The sequence below is a fragment of the Lelliottia sp. EB106-05-01-XG201 genome (genome assembly GCF_058791735.1).
The window spans coordinates 3949270-3969809 of record NZ_JBYTDV010000001.1; the positions used below are offsets into that span (position 1 = coordinate 3949270).

Sequence of the window (20540 nt, forward strand, 5' to 3'; positions counted from 1 at the left end):
GTTAATCACAGGTAACCAGACAAAAAAATGCCGGTCGCTTACGGGACCGGCATTTTCAAAACCGAGGGGATTATTCGACTTCTTTCGCGTCGATGCGCAGCTCTTTCGGCACTTCGAAGACGATATTCTCTTCGCGGCCTTCCAGCGGCACCGCTTCGCCACCGCCCAGCTCCTGCAAACGCTTAATCACGTTTTGCACCAGAATATCTGGCGCAGAGGCGCCGGCGGTGACGCCGACACAGGTCGCGTCTTTCACCCAGGCTTCCTGGATATCGGTAGCGTCGTCGATCAGAAACGCCGCTTTCCCCATGCGCTGCGCCAGTTCGGCCAGACGGTTGGAGTTAGAGGAGTTTTTGGAACCGACCACCAGCACCACATCCGCCTGTTCGGCCAGGGCACGCACCGCTTCCTGACGGTTAGTGGTGGCGTAGCAGATGTCGTCTTTGCGCGGCCCGACAATTTTCGGGAAGCGGCTGCGCAAAGCGTCGATAACGTCGGAGGTGTCATCCACCGAGAGCGTGGTCTGGGTCATGAACGACAGACGGGCTTCGTTTTTGACGTTAAGCGTCAGCACATCGTCCGGCGATTCGACCAGATACATGCCCCCTTCCGGGTTGCTGTACTGGCCCATGGTCCCTTCGACTTCCGGGTGACCGGCGTGACCAATCAGAATCGACTCTTCGCCACGGCGGCTGGCGCGGGCGACTTCCATATGGACTTTGGTCACTAACGGACAGGTGGCGTCGAAGACCGTCAGGTCACGGCTTTTCGCTTCGTTACGCACCGCCTGAGAGACGCCGTGCGCCGAGAAGATCAGGATCGCGCCGTCGGGCACTTCGCTGATCTGCTCGATAAAGATTGCGCCGCGCTCGCGCAGGCTGTCCACCACATAGCGGTTGTGAACCACTTCATGACGGACATAAATCGGCGCGCCGTAAATCTCCAGCGCGTTTTCAACAATGCTGATAGCGCGGTCTACTCCGGCACAGAAACCGCGCGGGTTAGCCAACAGGATCTGCATTCACTTCCTCCAGTGCCGGGTCGATCTCCAGCACTTCAACATCAAAATGGACGGTACGCCCGGCCAGCGGATGGTTGAAATCGACGGTGATGGAATCGCCATTGATTTCACGGATCACGCCAGGCATTTCGCTGCCATCCATTGCGGTAAAGAGCATAATCGCGCCGATTTCCGGCTCGCCCGCGTCCATGAATTCACGGCGCGAGAAATACTGGATCAGATCCGGGGTCGGCACGCCAAACGCCGCATCAGGCTCCAGGGAGAAGGCTTTTTTCTCGCCCTCTTTCAGCCCGAGCAGCTGTTGCTCCAGACCTTCCGAAAGAGAGGTATCACCCAGGCGGAACAGCGCAGGCTTGCCGTTATTGCGGGTCGATTCTGCAGTAGAACCGTCGTCCAGTTTCAGGGTGAAATGGACCAGCACCGCGCTATTGCTCTGTATGGATTTTGACATGCCAGTTGCTCGCTTGTTTTGCCCCATCGGTTTGCCCGGTGGCGCGCAGCGATCCGGGCCTACGGGAGGCGACAATTCTGTAGGCCGGGTAAGCGAAGCGCCACCCGGCATTAACATTTACGCCTGCTCTTTCGCTGCTGGTTTTGGCAAGAAGCCTTCCAGCACAATCAACGCCGCACCGATGCAAATCGCGCTATCGGCCAGGTTGAAGGTGGCGAAGTGCCAGTCACCGACGTAGAAGTCGATCATATCGACGACAAAGCCGTGCCACAGACGATCAAACAGGTTGCCCAGCGCGCCGCCAATGATCAGCGCGTAGGCGATGTTGTTCAGCTTCTGCGTCGCTTTCGAGCGATACATCAGCACCGCGAGGATCACGCTGATACCGATAGCGATACCCGCGAAGAACCAGCGCTGCCAGCCGCCGCTGTCGGCGAGGAAGCTAAACGCCGCGCCGTAGTTGCGCGCATAATGCAGATTAAGTGACGGGAACAGCGGGACCGTATCCCCCAGAGCAAAATTCTGGAGGATCAGGAACTTGCTGCCCAGATCAATAATCAGTACGACGACGACCAGCCACAGCCAGCGCAGTCCACTTTTACAGATTGATTGACTCATCAGGCAAACTTACGTTTTTCGCCATCACCGGCGATGTTGCTGACACAGCGTCCACAGATATCTGCGTGTTCCGCCACCTGGCCGACGTCGGTGGTGTAATGCCAGCAGCGCGGGCACTTCTCACCTTCGGCTTTCACCAGCGCCACTTTCAGCCCTTTGAGCAGTTCGCTCTGCTGGGCATCGGCACTCGCCTGTGCATAATCGGCAACAGCAGCACCGGAGGTCAACAGGACAAATCGCAATTCGTCGCCGAGCGCCGTCAGTTTCGCCGCCAGCTCAGGTTCAGCGTACAGGGTCACTGCCGCTTCCAGAGAGCCACCGACTTTCTTGTCAGCACGCGCCTGCTCGATCACCTTGTTCACTTCGCCGCGCACTTTGAGCAGCTCGTCCCAGAAGTCATCGTTCATCGCTTCAGTGTCCGCCAGACCAAACAGGCCTTCGTACCACTCGCCGGTGAAGACGTATTTCTCGCGCTCACCCGGCAGGTAGGCCCAGATTTCATCTGCGGTGAAGGACATGATCGGCGCCATCCAACGCACCAGCGCTTCTGCAATGTGGAACAGCGCAGTCTGGCAGCTACGACGCGCCACGCTGTCCGCTTTCGCGGTGTACTGGCGGTCTTTGATGATGTCGAGGTAGAACGAGCCCATCTCGATGGAGCAGAAACGCATCAGGCGCTGCACCACTTCGTGGAAGTCGTAAGACTCGTAGGCTTTCAGGATATCTTCCTGCGCCGCTTGCGCGCAGCCCACGGCCCAGCGATCCAGTACCACCATCTCTTCCGGTTTCACCATGTCTTTAACCGGATCGAAACCGTTCAGGTTAGCGAGCAGGAAGCGCGCGGTGTTACGGATACGACGATAGCTGTCGGCAGCGCGTTTGAGGATTTCATCGGAAACCGCCATTTCGCCGGTGTAGTCCGTTGAGGCCACCCACAGACGCAGAATGTCGGCGCCCAGTTTGTTCATCACATCCTGCGGAGAAACGGTGTTACCGATGGATTTGGACATCTTGCGTCCCTGACCATCCACGGTAAAGCCGTGGGTCAGCACCTGACGGTATGGCGCTTTGCCTTTCATCGCGGTAGAGATCATCAGAGATGACATGAACCAGCCGCGGTGTTGGTCAGAGCCTTCCAGATACATATCGGCCGCGTGACCGTAGAACTCAGGGCGCACGTCCACCACGGAAGAGTGGGTGGAGCCGGAGTCGAACCACACGTCGAGGGTGTCTGGCACTTTCTCGTAGTTGGCCGCGTCGTCGCCCAGGATCTCTTTAGAGTCCAGATCCCACCACGCCTGGATGCCATCCACTTCAACGCGTTTGGCAACTTCTTCCATCAGCTCCAGCGAGCGAGGGTGCAGTTCCTGCGTCTCTTTATGGACGAACAGGGACATTGGCACGCCCCAGGTACGCTGACGGGAGATACACCAGTCAGGACGATTAGCGACCATGGATTCGATACGCGCCTGGCCCCAGTCCGGGATCCACTGCACGCCTTTGATCTCTTTCAGTGACTGCTCGCGCAGGCCTTTCTGATCCATGCTGATGAACCACTGCGGGGTCGCACGGAAGATGATCGGCGACTTGTGACGCCAGCAGCATGGATAGCTGTGCTGCATCTTCTCGACGTGCAGCAGCGCGCCGCTGGTGCGCAGCATGTCGACGATGATGTCGTTAGCTTTGAAGACGTTGATACCGTCCAGCGCCGGGTAAGTGCCAGGCAGGTAAGCCCCGTCCGGACCGACCGGGTTAGCGATTTCCAGACCGTATTTCAGGCTGATATTGTAGTCGTCCGGGCCGTGGCCACCGGCGGTATGTACCGCACCGGTACCCGCTTCCAGGGTGACGTGATCGCCCAGAATCGCCGGAACGTCGAAGTCGAGAAACGGATGTTTGAAGCGCATCAGTTCCAGCTCAGCGCCGTTGACGGTGCCGAGAATAGTGTATTCGCTGATGTGCGCGCGTTTCAGAACGCTCTCCACCAGATCTTTTGCCAGGATAACCGCCTGACCTTCAACCTGCACCAGCGCGTAATCGAAATCAGCGGACAGGGAGATCGCACGGTTCGCTGGCAGGGTCCACGGGGTGGTGGTCCAGATCACCAGAGAAATTGGGCCGTTGACGGAGGTCACGCCGAATTTCGCTTTCACCGCATCCTGATCGACCGCGTGGAAAGCCACGTCGATGGACGGAGAGGTTTTGTCGTAATACTCCACTTCCGCTTCTGCCAGCGCAGAACGGCAGTCAACGCACCAGTGCACCGGCTTCGCGCCTTTATGCAGATGACCGTTGCCGATGATTTTGCCCAGCGCGCGGATAATGTTGGCTTCAGTTTTGAAGTCCATAGTCAGATAAGGACGAGACCAGTCGCCCAGCACGCCCAGACGGATAAAGTCTTTGCGCTGACCGTCAACCTGCGCGGCGGCGTATTCGCGGCATTTCGCGCGGAACTCGGCGGCGGTGAATTTCTCACCCGGCTTGCCGTATTCCTGCTCCACTTTCAGCTCGATTGGCAGACCGTGGCAGTCCCAGCCCGGAACGTAAGGCGAGTCAAAACCGGTGAGTCCTTTGGACTTCACGATAATGTCTTTCAGAATCTTGTTTACAGAGTGACCAATATGAATGCTGCCATTCGCATATGGAGGGCCATCATGCAGAATGAAGGTTTTTTTGCCTTTCTTGGCTGCACGGATGATGCCGTACAGGTCATCATCGGTCCAACGCGCCAGCATTCCCGGTTCGCGCTTGGCGAGATCGCCGCGCATCGGGAACCCTGTTTCCGGCAAATTCAGGGTTGATTTATAGTCACTCATCAGATTCTCGGTTCCGTATTTAAAACTCGTTCAGGCATTAAGCCGGGTTCGATAGCCCAAAAAATTCGCGGGCCGTTAACTCATCACGCGCAATTTGTGCTTTCAGCTCATCGAGCGAAGCAAATCGCTGCTCATTGCGTATTTTTTTACGCAGGATTACATCTATATGGCGACCGTAGAGGTCCATTACAACGTCCAGCAGATGCACTTCCAACTGCTGGCGCACACCTGCCACCGTTGGACGGGTGCCAATATTGGCGACGCCCGGCAACGGCTTGTCACCCAGTCCGGTGACTTCTACCGCATACACCCCTTTTACCGGGGACACCTGACGACGCAGCGGGACGTTCGCCGTCGGGAAACCTATGGTGCGACCTAATGCATCGCCGTGCACGACGCGCCCGGAAATGGCGAACGGATGCCCTAACAGGTTCTCCGCCACGTCCAGCTGATCGTCGGCCAGGGCCTGCCGCACCGCCGTGCTGCTCACGCGCACGCCGCCTTCGCAGAAAGTCATGGTGCTGGTGACATCAAAACCATACTCCAGACCGGCCTTCTGTAATAACAAGAAATCGCCCTGACGACCAGCGCCGAAGCGGAAATCATCGCCCACGGCGAGAAACTGCACGCCCAGACGTTTGACCAGCAAATCGCCGACAAAATTCTGCGCCGTCAGAGCCGCGAAACGTCGGTCGAAGCGCACGCACAGCACGTAGTCCACGCCGCACTCCGCCAGATAGCGCAATTTCTCGCGCAGACGGGTCAAGCGTGCGGGCGCTTTATCACCGGCAAACAGCTCCAGCGGCTGCGGTTCAAAAATCATCACCACGACCGGCAGCCCGCGGGCCTCGCCCTCTTTACGCAATCCCTGCAACAGCGCCTGATGCCCACGATGCACGCCGTCGAAATTACCAATGGTCAGTACGCACCCGTGCGGGGCGTGACTGAGATTATGTATGCCGCGTATCAGCTTCATGACAGGCTCAAAACAGTGAAAATCGCCCGAGTATACCTTGTACAGCGGTTAAGGTTAACCGGCGATTGTTGCCTCAAATCAGAAAGCCGTAATGATTTCATGATGCTTAGCTTTCGGAGGGGAAAAAACTACCGGCAAAGTGCGTTTTTTACATCGAAAGACTGTATTCAGGGGAGACAAGCTGGTAGAATCCTGCGCCATCACTACGTAACGTAGCGTCGCCATTCAACGGCGCTTATTTGCACAAATCCATTGACAAAAGAAGGTATAGAGGGCATATTCCTCGGCCTTTGAATTGTCCACATAGATCATATTTGGGAGTTGGACTTGGCTAATATCAAATCAGCTAAGAAACGTGCCATTCAGTCTGAAAAGGCTCGTAAGCACAATGCAAGCCGTCGTTCTATGATGCGTACTTTCATCAAGAAAGTATACGCAGCAATCGAAGCTGGCGACAAAGCTGCAGCGCAGAACGCATTTAACGAAATGCAACCAATCGTGGATCGTCAGGCTGCTAAAGGTCTGATCCACAAAAACAAAGCAGCGCGTCATAAAGCAAACCTGACCGCGCAGATCAGCAAACTGGCTTAATCGCCACTTGTTGTTGCTTGTTTATAAAGAACCCGCTTAATGCGGGTTTTTTTATAGGCTCATTTTGACGCGGGCGGCGTAAAGAGCGCCGAGTAGTCGCGGTTACAGATGCGCTGCACCGCCGGATGCTGAATCATCCGTTCGGCAAAAATCGCGTGATACTCCTCCATCACGTTATCCACCCGTCCAATCTCAGTGACCCGGTCATCGGTGTACAGATCGTGCGCGTAGAGCGTTGGCGCAACGAAAATCGCGTTATGCGCTTCACCGAAGGCTTTCATCAGCGCCGCATCATCAAACTCCCCGAGAATCTCCACTTTCAGACCCTGCGAGTTAAACCAGTTCAGCAGCTTGCGGCCTAACATCGAACGTCGTCCGGGCACCAGCAGGCGCCTTTCTTCCAGGCACGCCGGGAAGGGTTTTTCTGGCGGGGGATTGATGCACCAGAAGCTCACGCCGCATTCGCCAATCTTCACCGAGAACAGCCCTTCCTGCTGGGTGGAATCGATCGGGCAGTCCGAGATGATGATATCCAGCTTATGCTGGCTCAGCTGCTCCAGCAGCATCTCGTGCGTCGATTCAAAGCAGCGCAGATGGATTTGTTCGTCTTCCACCACCGCCGCGTCCAGCACGCCGCTGACGAGGCGTTTGGACAGCGCATCCGCCACGCCCACATCAAACAGCAGGTTGGACTCTTTTCGGTAGTTCACGATATCGAGCATCTCCTGGCTCAGGGTGAACATCTTGTCCGCATAGCGAAAGACCAGCTCGCCCAGTTCGCTCGGCTCAATCCCGCGGCCTTTGCGTTTGAACAGTTTCCCCTGGAGGCGTTCTTCGAGCGCTTTAATCTGGCCGGTAATAGTCTGGGGCGTCAGATACAAGGCTTCCGCCGCGCCCACCACCGAGCCTTCTTTGTAGACATGCCAGAAATAGTACAGATGGTTGTAATTGATGTGAGACATCGCGTTTTCGCTCCCTGAGAGTATTGTCAGGGGAGGGCCTCTGCCCTCCCCCGTTTTCTGTTATGCCGGTTGCACCTGCCCCGACAGCTTCACTTTCAATAGCGTATAACCCGTAAAGGCCGCGAGCAGCGAGCCGGTCAGGATGCCGAGTTTCGCCCACACGATGAGCTGCGGATCCATCGACGCAAACGCCAGGGTCGAGATGAAGATCGACATCGTAAAGCCGATTCCGCACAGCACGCCGACCGCCATAATCTGCCGGAAGGTGGTTCCCTGCGGCAGGGAAGCCAGTTTCAGCTTGAGCGCCAGCCAGCAGAACAGGCTGATCCCCAGCGGCTTACCAATAAACAGACCGGCGATGATACCCATCGGCAGCATAGATGTCAGACCGCTCAGCGTCACGCCCTGCAGCGACACGCCCGCGTTGGCGAAGGCAAACAGCGGCAGGATCATAAAGGCGACCCACGGATGCAGAACATGCTCCAGCTGCTTCGCCGGGGATTTGCCCTTCTCATCCGCTTTAAGCGGTACAAAGAAGCCGATGATAACCCCCGCCAGCGTCGCATGAACGCCGGATTTGAGTACCGCCGTCCACAGCACCACGCCCACCAATACGTAAATTCCGATTCGGCGCACGTTGAAGAGATTGAGCAATGCCAGTACGGCGATAGCCCCCGCCGCCACGCTCAGCGACAGCACCGACAGTTCGCTGGTGTAGAACAGGGCGATGATCACGATCGCGCCCAGGTCATCGATAATCGCCAGCGCCATCAGGAAAATCTTTAACGCCACCGGCACGCGGCTGCCCAGCAGCGCCAGCACGCCCAGTGCAAAAGCAATATCCGTCGCCGCCGGAATCGCCCAGCCATGGCGCGCAACCGGATCCTGATAGTTAAACGCCAGATAGAGCAGCGCAGGCACCACCATACCGCCCAGCGCCGCGATGACCGGGAAAGCGGCCCGCTGACGGCTGTTCAAAGAGCCCAGCACCAGCTCGCGCTTCACTTCCAGACCCACCAGCAGGAAGAACACCGCCATCAGCGCGTCGTTAATCCACAGCAGCATATTCTTGTTAATTTCCAGCGCGCCCACGCGCAGTTCTACGGGCGTATCCAGAAACGCACGATACAGGCCCTGGGTCGCATCCAGGTTTGCCAGAACCATGGCGGCTATCGCGGCAAGGATCAAAATGACCCCGCCGGACGCCTCATTGCTGAAGAATCGTTGTAAAAGTTTCACTTTAGTTCTCTCTTAAGACCATACCTCGTTAAAACCATAATACCAAGGCTAACAGATCGAAAAAATCAGATTAATATTGGGTTTTGATTCAGTTTTACCGAGCTGTCCCTCGCATAAAGAAAAAGCCCGGAATCGCTTCCGGGCTTTGAAAAATTCACACTCGCTAAGGGATTAGCGGGTCAAATCATCGAAGAATTTTTTCACGCCATCGAAGAAGCTTTTAGAACGCGGGCTGTTTTTCTCGCCCGTTGGACCGCCGAAGCTTTCCTGCAGTTCTTTCAACAGCTGTTTCTGTTTGTCATTCAGGCTGACCGGCGTTTCAACGACCACGCGACACAGCAGGTCACCCTGCGCACCGCCGCGAACGGATTTGACGCCTTTTCCGCGCATGCGGAACAGCTTACCGGTCTGCGTTTCACCTGGAACTTTCAGGTTCACGCGTCCGTCCAGCGTAGGCACTTCGATTTCGCCGCCCAGCGCTGCCATCGCGAAGTTGATCGGCACTTCGCAATACAGGTTATTCCCTTCACGCTCAAAGATGGCGTGCTGTTTCACCTGGACCTGAACGTACAGATCGCCTGCCGGTGCGCCGTGCTCGCCAGCTTCACCTTCGCCTGAGAGACGAATGCGGTCGCCCGTATCCACCCCGGCCGGGATTTTGACGGACAGGGTTTTGGTCTTCTCAACGCGACCGTGACCGTGACATTTGTTGCACGGATCTTTAATCAGCGTACCGCGACCATGACAGTGCGGACAGGCCTGCTGCACCGCGAAGAAGCCCTGGCGAATCTGCACCTGGCCGGAGCCGTGACAGGTTGGACAGGTTTGCGGTTTGGTCCCCGCTTTCGCGCCGCTGCCGTGGCAGATATCACACTCTTCCAGCGTTGGAATACGGATCTCTTTGGTCACACCGCGAACGGCTTCTTCCAGCGTAAGATCCATGTTGTAGCGCAGATCCGCGCCGCGCGCTGCGCGCTGACGACCGCGGCCACCGCCGAAGATATCACCGAAAACATCACCAAAGATGTCGCCGAAATCAGCGCCACCGCCACCAAAGCCACCGCCGTATCCGCCGCCGCCCATGCCGCCTTGTTCAAACGCCGCATGACCGTACTGATCGTAGGCTGCACGTTTCTGAGCGTCGGTCAGGATTTCATACGCTTCTTTGATCTCTTTAAATTTGGCTTCGGCCTCTTTGTCACCCTGGTTACGGTCCGGGTGAAACTTCATGGCCAGGCGCTTGTACGCCTTTTTGATTTCACGCTCTTCCGCAGTTTTCGGAACGCCTAAAATCTCGTAGTAGTCTTGCTTTGCCATTGGTTTTTTCAGCCCCTTAACATGCGAGCACGGGCGGAGAGGAAACCTCTTCGCCCGTGCTGATTAATTACCCTGCATCAGGGCGATTATTTTTTGTCTTTGACTTCTTCGAACTCAGCGTCGACAACGTCGTCGTCTTTCGCGTTGTTCGCGGAAGCACCCGCTTCAGCGCCAGCTTGCTGCTGTGCGTGCTGTTGCTGAGCGATTTCCATCAGCTTCTGGGACGCCTGCGCCAGTTCCTGCATCTTCGCTTCGATGTCCGCTTTGTCTTCGCCTTTCAGGGAAGTTTCCAGCGCGCTCAGTGCAGCAACGATTGCGGTTTTGTCATCAGCTGGCAGCTGTTCGCCGGCTTCTTCAACCTGCTTGCGAGTGCTGTGCAGCAGATGGTCACCCTGGTTACGGGTCTGAACCAGCTCTTCGAATTTACGGTCAGATTCAGCATTCGCTTCTGCTTCACGAACCATTTTTTCGATCTCTTCTTCGTTCAGACCAGAAGAAGCTTTGATGGTGATCTTCTGCTCTTTACCGCTGTTTTTGTCTTTCGCGGACACGTGCAGGATACCGTCAGCATCGATGTCGAAGGTGACTTCGATCTGTGGCATACCGCGTGGAGCCGGGCTGATACCGTCGAGGTTAAACTGGCCCAGATCTTTGTTATCCGCAGCACGTTTACGCTCACCCTGCAGCACATGGATGGTCACCGCAGACTGGTTGTCTTCAGCGGTAGAGAACACCTGGCTGTGCTTAGTCGGGATAGTGGTGTTTTTGCTGATGAGCGCAGTCATCACGCCGCCCATGGTTTCGATACCCAGCGACAGCGGGGTCACGTCCAGCAGCAGAACGTCTTTCACTTCACCCGTCAGTACACCGCCCTGAACCGCAGCACCGATGGCCACAGCTTCGTCCGGGTTAACGTCTTTACGCGGCTCTTTACCAAAGAATTCAGCGACTTTCTTCTGAACCATTGGCATACGCGTCTGACCACCGACCAGGATAACGTCCTGAATGTCAGAGACAGACAGGCCAGCATCCTGCAGAGCAACTTTCAGCGGCTCGATGGAACGGTTCACCAGGTCTTCGACCAGGCTTTCCAGTTTCGCGCGAGTCACTTTGATGTTCATGTGTTTTGGACCAGACGCATCTGCAGTGATGTACGGCAGGTTAACGTCGGTCTGCTGCGCAGAAGAGAGCTCAATTTTCGCTTTTTCTGCGGCTTCTTTCAGGCGCTGCATTGCCAGCGGATCGTTACGCAGGTCAATGCCCTGATCTTTCTTAAACTCGTCAACGAGGTAGTTGATCATACGGCTGTCGAAGTCTTCACCACCCAGGTGGGTATCACCGTTGGTTGCCAGAACTTCGAAGGTTTTTTCGCCGTCAACTTCGTCGATTTCGATAATAGAGATATCGAAAGTACCACCACCGAGGTCGTAAACCGCGATAGTACGGTTGCCAACTTCTTTATCCAGACCGTAAGCCAGTGCGGCTGCGGTAGGTTCGTTGATGATACGTTTGACTTCCAGACCCGCGATACGACCGGCATCTTTAGTTGCCTGACGCTGAGCATCGTTGAAGTATGCAGGTACAGTGATAACCGCTTCAGTTACTGGTTCGCCCAGGTAATCTTCAGCCGTTTTCTTCATTTTCTTCAGCACTTCTGCAGAGATCTGCGGAGGTGCCATTTTCTGGCCCTTCACGTCGATCCATGCATCGCCGTTGTCAGCACCGATAATTTTGTACGGCATGATGGCTTCATCACGCTGCACTTCTTCGTCCTGGAAGCGACGGCCAATCAGGCGTTTAATCGCAAACAGCGTGTTTTGCGGGTTAGTCACGGCCTGACGTTTAGCCGGCTGGCCAACCAGAGTTTCACCATCCTGGGTATAAGCAATGATAGAAGGCGTGGTGCGATCGCCCTCGGCGTTCTCCAGCACACGTGCAGTAGTGCCGTCCATAATCGCTACACAAGAGTTGGTAGTACCCAGGTCGATACCAATAATTTTACCCATCTAAACGTCTCCACTAAAAATTTGTTCATCATGTGGTTGTGAATCTGTAATAAGGGCGAAACGTGCGGTTTCAACTGCCCTGATTTGATTTTTTTCAGCTTCACTCACTGCGGTTGACTACAAGATGGGGTCGTAACGGCATGCATCAAGGGGCAAGGATAAAAAATTTTTTAAATTCACCCTGCTCAGATCATAGACGGCAGGGATCGCGCCGATTATTATGCCGCGCCACTGCTCGGGAGAGTGGGCGTGGTTTAACCATTTCACCATACTAATGATGATTTTTTTGAGGACTTATGGGCAACACTAAGTTGGCTAATCCGGCTCCGCTGGGCCTGATGGGTTTCGGCATGACCACTATTCTGCTGAACCTGCATAACATCGGCTTATTCCCGATGGACAATATTATCCTGGCGATGGGCATTTTTTACGGCGGTATCGCGCAAATCTTCGCGGGGCTGCTGGAGTATAAAAAAGGCAATACCTTCGGTTTAACCGCTTTCACCTCTTACGGCGCTTTCTGGCTGACCCTGGTCGCCATTCTGGTCATGCCAAATATGGGCTTTGCTGCCTCTAACGCGCACTTCCTCGGCGTTTACCTGGGCCTGTGGGGCGTCTTCACCCTGTTCATGTTCTTCGGTACGCTGGTCGGTAACCGCGCCCTGCAGTTCGTGTTCCTGAGCCTGACCGTGCTGTTCGCCCTGCTGGCGATTGGTCATCTGGCTGATAACGAAAGCATCGTTCACGTTGCGGGCTGGGTTGGCCTGGCGTGTGGCGCGAGCGCAATCTACCTGGCAATGGGCGAAGTGCTGAACGAACAGTTTGGCCGCACCGTACTGCCGATTGGTGAAAAACACTAATCCCCCTTCGTGCCCGCCTCGCGGGCACGAATCTCCCGCTTTAATTCTTCTGATTGATTCCTCGTTTTGTCGCTTTGTGGGACACTGTTTCTCCCTCTTTTTATCAAGACATTCCGTATGATGGCTCATGATCCGTCTCGCACATATTGGCTGCATCGCTGGACTGCGTTACTGCTCACCGGGATTCTGGCCGGGCTCGGCGGCATGCTGCTCGCCATGCTGCTGCATGAAGTACAGCACCTCGTTTACGGCTACAGCCAGACGCTCCTCATCAGCCCGCAGTCGTTTTTAGAGGGCGTGACGGATGCCAGCGCCCAGCGGCGTTTTCTTGCTCTCACAGCTGCGGGTCTGGTGGCGGGTATCGGCTGGTGGCTGCTGGCGCGCTACGCCAAAAAACGCATCAGCATTGGCGAGGCGATCAAAAACCCAGACCAACCGATGCCTGCCGTCACCACGCTCATTAACTCGCTTCTGCAAATCATCACCGTCGCGATGGGCTCACCGCTCGGTCGGGAAGTCGCCCCGCGCGAAGTCGGCGCCCTGTTTGCCGGCGGCGTCGCCCGTCGTCTGCACCTGAGCCTGGCCGATATCCAGCTGATGATCGCCTGCGGTGCCGGTGCCGGTCTGGCGGCGGTGTATAACGTTCCGCTGGCCGGGGCCATTTTTACACTGGAAGTGCTGCTGGTCAGCTTCAGTTGGGAGAAAGCCATCGCCGCGCTGGTCACCTCCGCGCTGGCGGCGTGGATCGCCACGCTCGGACTGGGCGATGAACATCAGTACCATTTCACCACCGAAATCGCCGCCACTTCGCTGGTCTTCTGGGGGGCGCTTTCCGGCCCGCTGTTTGGCGCGGCGGCGTTTCTGTTCCGTCGCGTGACGCAGCGCGCACGCAGCAAAGTGCGTAGCAACTGGCAAATGCCGGTTTTCAGTCTGATTGCTTTTACCGCGCTGGGTGCGCTATCCGTCTGGTTCCCGCAGTTGCCCGGCAATGGCAAAGGCCCGACGCAACTGGCCCTTAGCGGCGATGTGACACTTCAGCTCGCCGTCGCGATCCTCATGCTTAAAGTGGTGGTGATCTGGGCGGTACTGCGCGCCGGTGCTCAGGGCGGTTTGCTCACACCCGGTCTTGCCGTCGGCGGGCTGCTCGGCTCGGTGCTGTTTATTCTGCTGGGCCGCTGGTTCCCCGGCGCGGATATGGCGAGTTTTGCCCTGACGGGGGCCGCGGGTTTTCTCGCCGCGTCTCTGCAAATGCCGATCACGGCCATCGCGCTGATCATGGAATCCACCCGGATGGACCACAGTTTCCTGGTGCCCGTCGCGCTGTGCGTAACGGGCGCGTACATGACCTGCCGCCATCTGGAAGGTTAATTTTTGCGCACAACAGAAACCGCAGCTAAACGAGCTGCGCGCTTCATATCATTTTAATTGATAAGCATTATCATCCCGAATATTGTCGCCGGGAGCATCCCCGGATATTGGATATCAGGCAGCATCAAGGACAGGAACGTTTCGGGATAAACTACGATTCTGCTTTTGTTGCATAAGGTAAGCCAATGAGTTCCCCTCTTGTCGCCAGCGTGAAACCTGACGGATCTGCGGTGGCGTCACAGTACCGTAAAGTCGTGATGCGCCGCTTTGTCGTCGCAGGTGTGATTCTGCTGCTGATCATCCTCTCGCTCCTGCTGGATTTTACCCTCGGCCCGTCCGGGATTTCCGTTGCAACCCTCTGGCACACGCTGTTTGATGCCGCCTCCGCTGACGCAGGCACACGGGTGATCGTCTGGGATATCCGTCTGCCCTTCGCGCTGATGGCGGTCGTCGTGGGAATGGCGCTGGGCCTCGCGGGCGCTGAGATGCAAACCATTTTGAATAACCCGCTCGCCAGCCCGTTTACGCTGGGCGTCTCTTCCGCCGCCTCCTTTGGCGCCGCGCTGGCGATTATCCTTGGGCTGGGGATCCCCGGTATTCCCGATCAATGGTTCATCTCCGCCAATGCCTTTATTTTCGCGCTGATGGCCTGCTTCGTGCTCGACGGCATCAGCCGCTGGACGCGCGTCGCCACCTCCGGCGTGGTGCTGTTTGGCATTGCGCTAGTCTTCACCTTTAACGCGCTGATCTCCATTCTGCAATTTGTCGCCAGCGAAGATACGCTCCAGGGGCTGGTGTTCTGGACGATGGGCAGCCTGGCCCGCGCGTCGTGGGACAAGCTCGCGATTCTGGTCGTGGTGCTGCTGATCGTCGTACCGCTGTCGCTGAAAAACGCCTGGAAGCTCACCGCCCTGCGGCTTGGCGAAGACCGGGCCGTCAGCTTTGGCATTAACGTACGCAAACTGCGGCTGGCGACGCTCCTGCGCATCAGCATTATCTCGGCGCTGACGGTGGCGTTTGTCGGCCCGGTCGGGTTTATCGGCCTGGTCGCCCCACATATTTCGCGGATGATGTTTGGCGAAGATCATCGCTTTTACCTGCCGGGCAGTATGCTGATCGGCGCGCTGGTGCTGTCCCTGGCCTCGGTGCTCTCCAAAAACATCGTTCCCGGCGTCATTATTCCGGTCGGGATCGTCACCTCGCTGGTCGGCGTGCCCTTCTTCCTGAGCATTATTATTCGCCACCGGGGGACGCTGTAATGGATGGATTGATCGTCACCGACCTGCACACCGGCTATCGCAAAAAGAAAATCATCGACGGGCTGACGACGCCCCTGCTGCCGCGCGGCAAAATCACGGCGCTGCTCGGGCCAAACGGTTCGGGGAAATCGACGCTGCTGCGCGCCATGGCCGATCTGAACCCGGCCCAGGGCAAGCTTGTGCTGAACGGTGAAGACCTGATGACGTTACCTTCCGCCAGGCGGGCACAAAAAGTGGTTTATCTTCCGCAGTCGCTCCCGGCGGGCGTGCATCTCCATGCCCTGGAATCAGTGATAGTCGCCCGACGCGCCAGCGGCTCTCCCGTTGACAGCAACGCCGGGGAGGAAGCTTTTGCGATCCTGGAAAAACTCGGCGTTGCCCATCTGGCAATGAGTTATCTCGACCAGCTCTCCGGCGGGCAAAAACAGCTGATTGGTCTGGCCCAGTCCCTGATCCGCCAGCCCGATCTTCTGCTGCTTGATGAACCCCTCAGCGCCCTCGATCTCAACTATCAGTTTAACGTCATGGACATCGTTGCCCGCGAAACGCGGCTGCGCAACATCGTGACGGTGGTGGTGATCCACGACATCAACATCGCCCTGCGCCACGCGGAATACGCCGTGATGCTTAAAGAGGGTGCCCTGGTAGCCAGCGGTATTCCGGGCGAGGTGGTCACCCCCGCGAACCTGGCGACGGTCTACGGCGTGAAAGGCCGGGTGGAAAAGTGTTCGCAAGGGCTGCCGCACGTGGTGGTCGATGGTTTAACGGCATAACACAAATCATAAGACGGGGAAGTATGACGATTAAGAAGACGATATTCGCAGCGCTACTGCTGCTCTCACCGCTGCTGGCGATGGCCCAGAACTGGCCGGTGACTGTGAAAGATATGGCTAGCCGCACGGTCACTATCCCACAGGAGCCGCAGCGCATTATTTTGCAGGATGGCCGCGATATCCTGACGCTGGCGATGCTCGAGCGTGACGATCCCTTCGCCAAAGTGGTGGCGTGGAACAACCTGCCGAAGAAACAGGACACTGAAACCTGGAACGTGCTGAAGCGCAAATGGCCGGAAGCCGAGAAGATCCTCGATATGCAGTTCTCGGATCAGGGGAACGTCGATCTGGAGACGGTGATTTCGCGCCACCCGGATCTGATGATTGCCCAGCTGCGTGCTAAACCTTCGCTGACGCAAAGCGGCGTACTGACCCAGTTGGAAGCCCTGCACATCCCGGTGGTCTTCGTCGATTACGAACTGCATCCGGTGGAAAACACGCTGCCGAGCATCGATCTGCTGGGCAAAGTTTTGGGCCAGACGGATCGTACGCAGGCCTATGTCGACTTCTATCAGCAGCGTCTGGACAGAATTCACCAGCGCCTGACGGAAGCAGAGAAAAAGCCGCTGGTGTTTATCGAACCGATTGCCGGGGTTGCCGGGCTGGATAACGGCTGTTGCTTCACCCACGCGCACAACGGCTGGGGCGGGCTGGTAGAAGCCGCAGGCGGCGTGAATATTGGCTCGCAGCTATTGCCGGGCGCAACCGGGAATATCTCGGTGGAGAAAATTATCTCCCTGAACCCGGATTACTACCTGATGACCGGATCAAAGCGCTCGGGGAAAGGCACCGCGATTATTCCGTTTGGCTATAACGTGCCGGAAAGCGATGTCGCCGCCGCCTTTAAGGCGCTGGTGTCGCGCCAGGGCGTGAGAAGCATTCCGGCCGTCGCGCAGGGTCATACCGGTGCGCTGTACCATCACTTCTACAACAATCCGTACAACATCATCGCCATTGAAGCTCTGAGTAAAATCTTCTACCCAACGCTGTTCAAGGACGTTGATCCGCAGGCGGATTATCACGAGCTGATCAAAAGCTTCACCCATATCCCGGATGACAACATCATCCTGAGCTTTACCCCTCGTTAACCGGCGTATGCGCCATCAGCTGATGGCGCTCACCGCGAAGCCAGATCCCCAGCACCAGTCCCATCAACGCCAGCGCCAGCACGTACCAGGCCGGTGCCATCGGCGAGACGCCCATCAGCAGCGTGACGGCTATCGGCGTTAAACCGCCGAAAATGGCGTACGAGACGTTGTAGGAGAACGAAATGCCCGTGAAACGTACTTCTGCAGGGAAGGCGCGAACCATCACGTAAGGCACGGCCCCGACGACGCCAACGCACAGGCCCACGATGCCGTAGAGCAGGAACAGCTGTTCCGGATGCGCGCCCGCCAGGTGATAGAACGCCCAGCTCGATCCGGCGAGCAGCAGACTGCCGACGATAAAGGTCAGGCTGGCCCCGAAGCGATCCGCCGCCAGACCGGCAATCAGACAGCCAAAGCAGAGCATAATGGTCGCGATGCTGTTGGCCTGCAGCGTCACCGCCGGGGCAAAGCCATACTGTTTTTGCAGCCAGACCGGCGACATCAAAATCACGACGACAATTCCGGCGGACAGCAGCCAGGTCAGCAGCATGGAAATCACTACCGCTTTCTGATGGCGCACCACCACCGCTTTCACCGGAAGCTCTTGCGCCAGGGCTTTACGCTGCTGCATTTCGAGGAAAATCGGCGTCTCCTGCAGCCAGCGGCGCAGATACATCGCCACCAGGCCAAACGCCCCGCCCAGCAGGAACGGGATTCGCCAGCCCCACTCATGCACGGCTTGCGGCGTCATGCTGGTGTTGATCAGCGTGGCCACGACCGAGCCGAGCAAAATCCCGACGGTCAGCCCGGCGGTTAAGGTCCCGCAGGCGATCCCGATACGACGCGCCGGAACGTGTTCAGCGACAAACACCCACGCCCCCGGCACTTCCCCGCCAATCGCCGCACCCTGCAAAATACGCATCAACAGCAGCAGAACCGGTGCCACAATCCCCATCGAGGCATAGGTGGGTAGCAGACCGATCGCCAGCGTCGGCACCGCCATCAGCAGAATGCTGAGGGTAAACATCTTTTTGCGCCCGACCAGATCGCCGAAGTGGGCCATGATAATGCCGCCCAACGGGCGCGCCAGATAGCCTGCGGCAAAGATGCCAAAGGTCTGCACCTGACGCAGCCATTCAGGGATATTCGCCGGGAAGAAGAGTTCGCCGACAACGGCGGCAAAGAAGACGAAGATGATGAAATCGTAAAACTCCAGCGCGCCGCCGAGGGCCGCGAGCGTGAGCGTTTTGTAGTCCTGACGATTCAGAGGCCGGGTGTAATGTGACATAGCAAAACCTTTACTGGCAGTGTTGATTTAATTTTACAGTGGTCGTAAAGAAAAAATGACTATACCGTAAATCAATCACCACGCCATTGAGGCTGTAGCTTATGTCACAAACACATAAATTTCAGGAGATTGTTTCGCGCCGTGCGCTTTTCGGGCGAAAAGCTGCTACCACTTGCGGATCGGTCTCGACGTAAGGCCCGTCCAGCAGCTGTATACAATACGGTACACTGGCAAAGATCCCCGCCACGACCACCTTGCCGTCTTCGGCTTTCACCCCTTCGAGCGTCTCTTTGATGGATTTTGGCTGGCCTGGCAGATTCAGGATCAACGCCTGTTTGCGGATGACACCCACCTGACGTGACAGGATCGCCGTCGGCACAAAGTGCAGGCTAATCTGACGCATCTGCTCGCCGAAGCCTGGCATCTCGCGATCGGCGACCGCCAGCGTGGCATCCGGGGTCACGTCGCGGCGCGCGGGGCCGGTACCGCCGGTGGTCAGCACCAGATGGCAGCTCATTTCGTCCACCAGCTCGCACAGGGTTTGCTCGATGATCGGCTGTTCATCCGGGATTAAACGGGTTTGCACTTCAAACGGGGTGGTTAGTGCGGCAGCCAGCCATTCTTCTAACGCCGGGATGCCTTTGTCGGCGTACACGCCGCTGGACGCGCGGTCAGAAATCGACACCAGGCCGATGCGTAAGGTATTCATATCCATTCCCTTCATAACAATACTGATTAGGGAGAATGATACACGCAGAGGGGAAAATCAGACAGGGGACGAGAGAAGTAACGTGGCCGGGAAGGGCTCCCGGCCAGGGAAATGATTACAGCAGATCGCCGATCATTTTTTCCAGTTTTTCCTGGTCAACAGCAAACTTACGGATACCGTCCGCCAGTTTGTCTACTGCCATTGGATCCTGGTTGTGCTGCCACAGGAACTCAGACTCGGTGATACGCTCTGGACGTGCTTTCACTTCGCCGGTGTAGCTCAGTTTACGCTCCAGCGCGCCTTCGCTCTCTGCCAGCTCTTTCAGCAGCGCAGGGGCGATGGTCAGACGGTCACAACCGGCCAGCTCGATGATTTCGCCGACGTTACGGAAGCTTGCGCCCATCACGACAGTCTCGTAGCCGTGCTGTTTGTAGTATTCGTAGATTTCAGTCACGGAAACCACGCCTGGATCTTCAGAAGCTGCATACTCTTTCTTGTCGGTGTTGGCTTTGTACCAGTCCAGAATACGGCCCACGAACGGAGAAATCAGGTACACGCCCGCTTCTGCACACGCACGCGCCTGCGCGAAGGAGAACAGCAGAGTCAGGTTACAGTTGATGCCTTCTTTTTCCAGCTGTTCTGCAGCGCGAATGCCCTGCCAGGTGGAAGCCAGTTTGATCAGGATACGATCGTTGCTGATGCCCGCATCGTTATACAGTTTGATCAGGTGTTTGGCTTTGGCGATAGACGCTTCGGTGTCGTAAGACAGACGCGCGTCAACTTCGGTAGAGATACGACCCGGAACCAGTTTCAGGATTTCCAGACCGATGTTCACAGCCAGTTTGTCAGTTGCATCCACAACCTGCTGCGCACGATCGTTGCTCTGGCCTTTCGCCCAGGTCACAGCTTCGTCGATCAGTTTGCGGTACTCAGGGATCTGCGCGGCGTTAAGAATCAGAGAAGGGTTAGTTGTGGCATCCTGCGGCTGGTACAACTTCATTGCCGCGATATCTCCGGTGTCAGCTACGACAGTGGTGAACTGACGAAGGGAGGTCAATTTATCCGTCATGATAGTGTTTCTCTTTTAACGTGCCCTGGATAATTCACGCTACCGACAGCCTGCCAGCAGCGGAAAAAT

General features: G+C 56.7%; 18 protein-coding genes. 6 read left to right on the forward strand and 12 right to left on the reverse strand.

The genetic code is table 11. From position 1 onward, the window contains the following. Positions 1–70: 70 nt before the first annotated feature. The 5 genes from ispH to ribF form a co-directional block, all read right to left on the reverse strand. A complete protein-coding gene (gene ispH / locus AC3WS9_RS18420; protein WP_282491596.1) occupies positions 71–1021 on the reverse strand; it encodes a 4-hydroxy-3-methylbut-2-enyl diphosphate reductase in 951 nt (316 codons plus the stop codon). Further along, positions 1002–1472: an FKBP-type peptidyl-prolyl cis-trans isomerase gene (fkpB, locus tag AC3WS9_RS18425; protein ID WP_095280714.1), complete on the reverse strand. Its 471-nt coding sequence runs from the start codon at positions 1470–1472 to the stop codon at positions 1002–1004. The genes ispH and fkpB overlap by 20 nt, the downstream gene beginning before the upstream one ends. Positions 1473–1589: 117 nt before the next feature. Beyond that, positions 1590–2090, reverse strand: coding sequence for a signal peptidase II (gene lspA, locus AC3WS9_RS18430; protein WP_282491595.1), 501 nt, complete (start codon positions 2088–2090; stop codon positions 1590–1592). After that, positions 2090–4906 carry an isoleucine--tRNA ligase gene (ileS, locus tag AC3WS9_RS18435; RefSeq protein WP_282491594.1) on the reverse strand — a complete coding sequence of 939 codons (2817 nt, stop codon included), beginning with the start codon at positions 4904–4906 and terminating at the stop codon, positions 2090–2092. The genes lspA and ileS overlap by 1 nt, the downstream gene beginning before the upstream one ends. 37 nt (positions 4907–4943) lie before the next feature. Then, positions 4944–5882 (reverse strand): bifunctional riboflavin kinase/FAD synthetase, encoded by a 939-nt coding sequence (gene ribF / locus AC3WS9_RS18440; RefSeq protein ID WP_282491593.1) that lies wholly within the window; start codon positions 5880–5882, stop codon positions 4944–4946. A 327-nt stretch (positions 5883–6209) separates the two neighbouring features. Between ribF and rpsT the strand changes: the two genes are divergently transcribed. Next, positions 6210–6473: a 30S ribosomal protein S20 gene (rpsT, locus tag AC3WS9_RS18445; protein WP_100777693.1), complete on the forward strand. Its 264-nt coding sequence runs from the start codon at positions 6210–6212 to the stop codon at positions 6471–6473. A 59-nt stretch (positions 6474–6532) separates the two neighbouring features. Here the strand turns inward: rpsT and nhaR are convergent, their stop codons facing one another. The 4 genes from nhaR to dnaK form a co-directional block, all read right to left on the reverse strand. Further along, positions 6533–7435: a transcriptional activator NhaR gene (gene nhaR / locus AC3WS9_RS18450; protein ID WP_282491592.1), complete on the reverse strand. Its 903-nt coding sequence runs from the start codon at positions 7433–7435 to the stop codon at positions 6533–6535. A gap of 60 nt (positions 7436–7495) precedes the next feature. Beyond that, positions 7496–8674: a Na+/H+ antiporter NhaA gene (gene nhaA / locus AC3WS9_RS18455; RefSeq protein ID WP_285150631.1), complete on the reverse strand. Its 1179-nt coding sequence runs from the start codon at positions 8672–8674 to the stop codon at positions 7496–7498. Positions 8675–8845: 171 nt separating this feature from the next. Beyond that, positions 8846–9991 carry a molecular chaperone DnaJ gene (dnaJ, locus tag AC3WS9_RS18460; protein ID WP_282491590.1) on the reverse strand — a complete coding sequence of 382 codons (1146 nt, stop codon included), beginning with the start codon at positions 9989–9991 and terminating at the stop codon, positions 8846–8848. An 86-nt stretch (positions 9992–10077) separates the two neighbouring features. Next, positions 10078–11997 carry a molecular chaperone DnaK gene (gene dnaK, locus AC3WS9_RS18465; RefSeq protein WP_282491589.1) on the reverse strand — a complete coding sequence of 640 codons (1920 nt, stop codon included), beginning with the start codon at positions 11995–11997 and terminating at the stop codon, positions 10078–10080. A gap of 296 nt (positions 11998–12293) precedes the next feature. Between dnaK and satP the strand changes: the two genes are divergently transcribed. The 5 genes from satP (at position 12294) to AC3WS9_RS18490 (ending at position 17405) form a co-directional block, all read left to right on the forward strand. Beyond that, positions 12294–12857: an acetate uptake transporter gene (gene satP / locus AC3WS9_RS18470; RefSeq protein WP_282491588.1), complete on the forward strand. Its 564-nt coding sequence runs from the start codon at positions 12294–12296 to the stop codon at positions 12855–12857. A gap of 117 nt (positions 12858–12974) precedes the next feature. Continuing rightward, positions 12975–14225 (forward strand): chloride channel protein, encoded by a 1251-nt coding sequence (locus tag AC3WS9_RS18475; protein WP_492489756.1) that lies wholly within the window; start codon positions 12975–12977, stop codon positions 14223–14225. A gap of 257 nt (positions 14226–14482) precedes the next feature. Continuing rightward, positions 14483–15484 (forward strand): FecCD family ABC transporter permease, encoded by a 1002-nt coding sequence (locus tag AC3WS9_RS18480; protein WP_492490344.1) that lies wholly within the window; start codon positions 14483–14485, stop codon positions 15482–15484. Then, positions 15484–16257 (forward strand): ABC transporter ATP-binding protein, encoded by a 774-nt coding sequence (locus tag AC3WS9_RS18485; protein ID WP_492489758.1) that lies wholly within the window; start codon positions 15484–15486, stop codon positions 16255–16257. The genes AC3WS9_RS18480 and AC3WS9_RS18485 overlap by 1 nt, the downstream gene beginning before the upstream one ends. Before the next feature lie 23 nt (positions 16258–16280). Beyond that, the gene (locus AC3WS9_RS18490; protein WP_492489760.1) at positions 16281–17405 is read left to right on the forward strand and encodes an ABC transporter substrate-binding protein; all 1125 of its coding nucleotides are present in this window, start codon (positions 16281–16283) and stop codon (positions 17403–17405) included. Here the strand turns inward: AC3WS9_RS18490 and AC3WS9_RS18495 are convergent. The 3 genes from AC3WS9_RS18495 to tal all read right to left on the reverse strand — a co-directional run bounded on the left by AC3WS9_RS18495 (position 17392) and on the right by tal (position 20471). Continuing rightward, complete coding sequence (locus AC3WS9_RS18495; RefSeq protein WP_492489762.1) at positions 17392–18693, reverse strand: MFS transporter; 1302 nt, start codon at positions 18691–18693, stop codon at positions 17392–17394. The genes AC3WS9_RS18490 and AC3WS9_RS18495 overlap by 14 nt on opposite strands. A gap of 121 nt (positions 18694–18814) precedes the next feature. Continuing rightward, positions 18815–19402 (reverse strand): molybdopterin adenylyltransferase, encoded by a 588-nt coding sequence (gene mog, locus AC3WS9_RS18500; RefSeq protein WP_285146048.1) that lies wholly within the window; start codon positions 19400–19402, stop codon positions 18815–18817. A 115-nt stretch (positions 19403–19517) separates the two neighbouring features. Further along, on the reverse strand, positions 19518–20471 hold the full coding sequence (gene tal / locus AC3WS9_RS18505; RefSeq protein WP_100777705.1) for a transaldolase: 954 nt from the start codon (positions 20469–20471) through the stop codon (positions 19518–19520). Positions 20472–20540 lie beyond the last annotated feature (69 nt).

What these genes read in the sequence shown, in the direction of transcription:
- ispH (WP_282491596.1), bottom strand. Translation starts at nt 1,021, where the DNA reads ATGCAGATCCTGTTGGCTAACCCGCGCGGTTTCTGTGCCGGAGTAGAC.
- fkpB (WP_095280714.1), bottom strand. Translation starts at nt 1,472, where the DNA reads ATGTCAAAATCCATACAGAGCAATAGCGCGGTGCTGGTCCATTTCACC.
- lspA (WP_282491595.1), bottom strand. Translation starts at nt 2,090, where the DNA reads ATGAGTCAATCAATCTGTAAAAGTGGACTGCGCTGGCTGTGGCTGGTC.
- ileS (WP_282491594.1), bottom strand. Translation starts at nt 4,906, where the DNA reads ATGAGTGACTATAAATCAACCCTGAATTTGCCGGAAACAGGGTTCCCG.
- ribF (WP_282491593.1), bottom strand. Translation starts at nt 5,882, where the DNA reads ATGAAGCTGATACGCGGCATACATAATCTCAGTCACGCCCCGCACGGG.
- nhaR (WP_282491592.1), bottom strand. Translation starts at nt 7,435, where the DNA reads ATGTCTCACATCAATTACAACCATCTGTACTATTTCTGGCATGTCTAC.
- dnaJ (WP_282491590.1), bottom strand. Translation starts at nt 9,991, where the DNA reads ATGGCAAAGCAAGACTACTACGAGATTTTAGGCGTTCCGAAAACTGCG.
- dnaK (WP_282491589.1), bottom strand. Translation starts at nt 11,997, where the DNA reads ATGGGTAAAATTATTGGTATCGACCTGGGTACTACCAACTCTTGTGTA.
- satP (WP_282491588.1), top strand. Translation starts at nt 12,294, where the DNA reads ATGGGCAACACTAAGTTGGCTAATCCGGCTCCGCTGGGCCTGATGGGT.
- AC3WS9_RS18475 (WP_492489756.1), top strand. Translation starts at nt 12,975, where the DNA reads ATGATGGCTCATGATCCGTCTCGCACATATTGGCTGCATCGCTGGACT.
- AC3WS9_RS18480 (WP_492490344.1), top strand. Translation starts at nt 14,483, where the DNA reads ATGCGCCGCTTTGTCGTCGCAGGTGTGATTCTGCTGCTGATCATCCTC.
- AC3WS9_RS18485 (WP_492489758.1), top strand. Translation starts at nt 15,484, where the DNA reads ATGGATGGATTGATCGTCACCGACCTGCACACCGGCTATCGCAAAAAG.
- AC3WS9_RS18490 (WP_492489760.1), top strand. Translation starts at nt 16,281, where the DNA reads ATGACGATTAAGAAGACGATATTCGCAGCGCTACTGCTGCTCTCACCG.
- AC3WS9_RS18495 (WP_492489762.1), bottom strand. Translation starts at nt 18,693, where the DNA reads ATGTCACATTACACCCGGCCTCTGAATCGTCAGGACTACAAAACGCTC.
- mog (WP_285146048.1), bottom strand. Translation starts at nt 19,402, where the DNA reads ATGAATACCTTACGCATCGGCCTGGTGTCGATTTCTGACCGCGCGTCC.
- tal (WP_100777705.1), bottom strand. Translation starts at nt 20,471, where the DNA reads ATGACGGATAAATTGACCTCCCTTCGTCAGTTCACCACTGTCGTAGCT.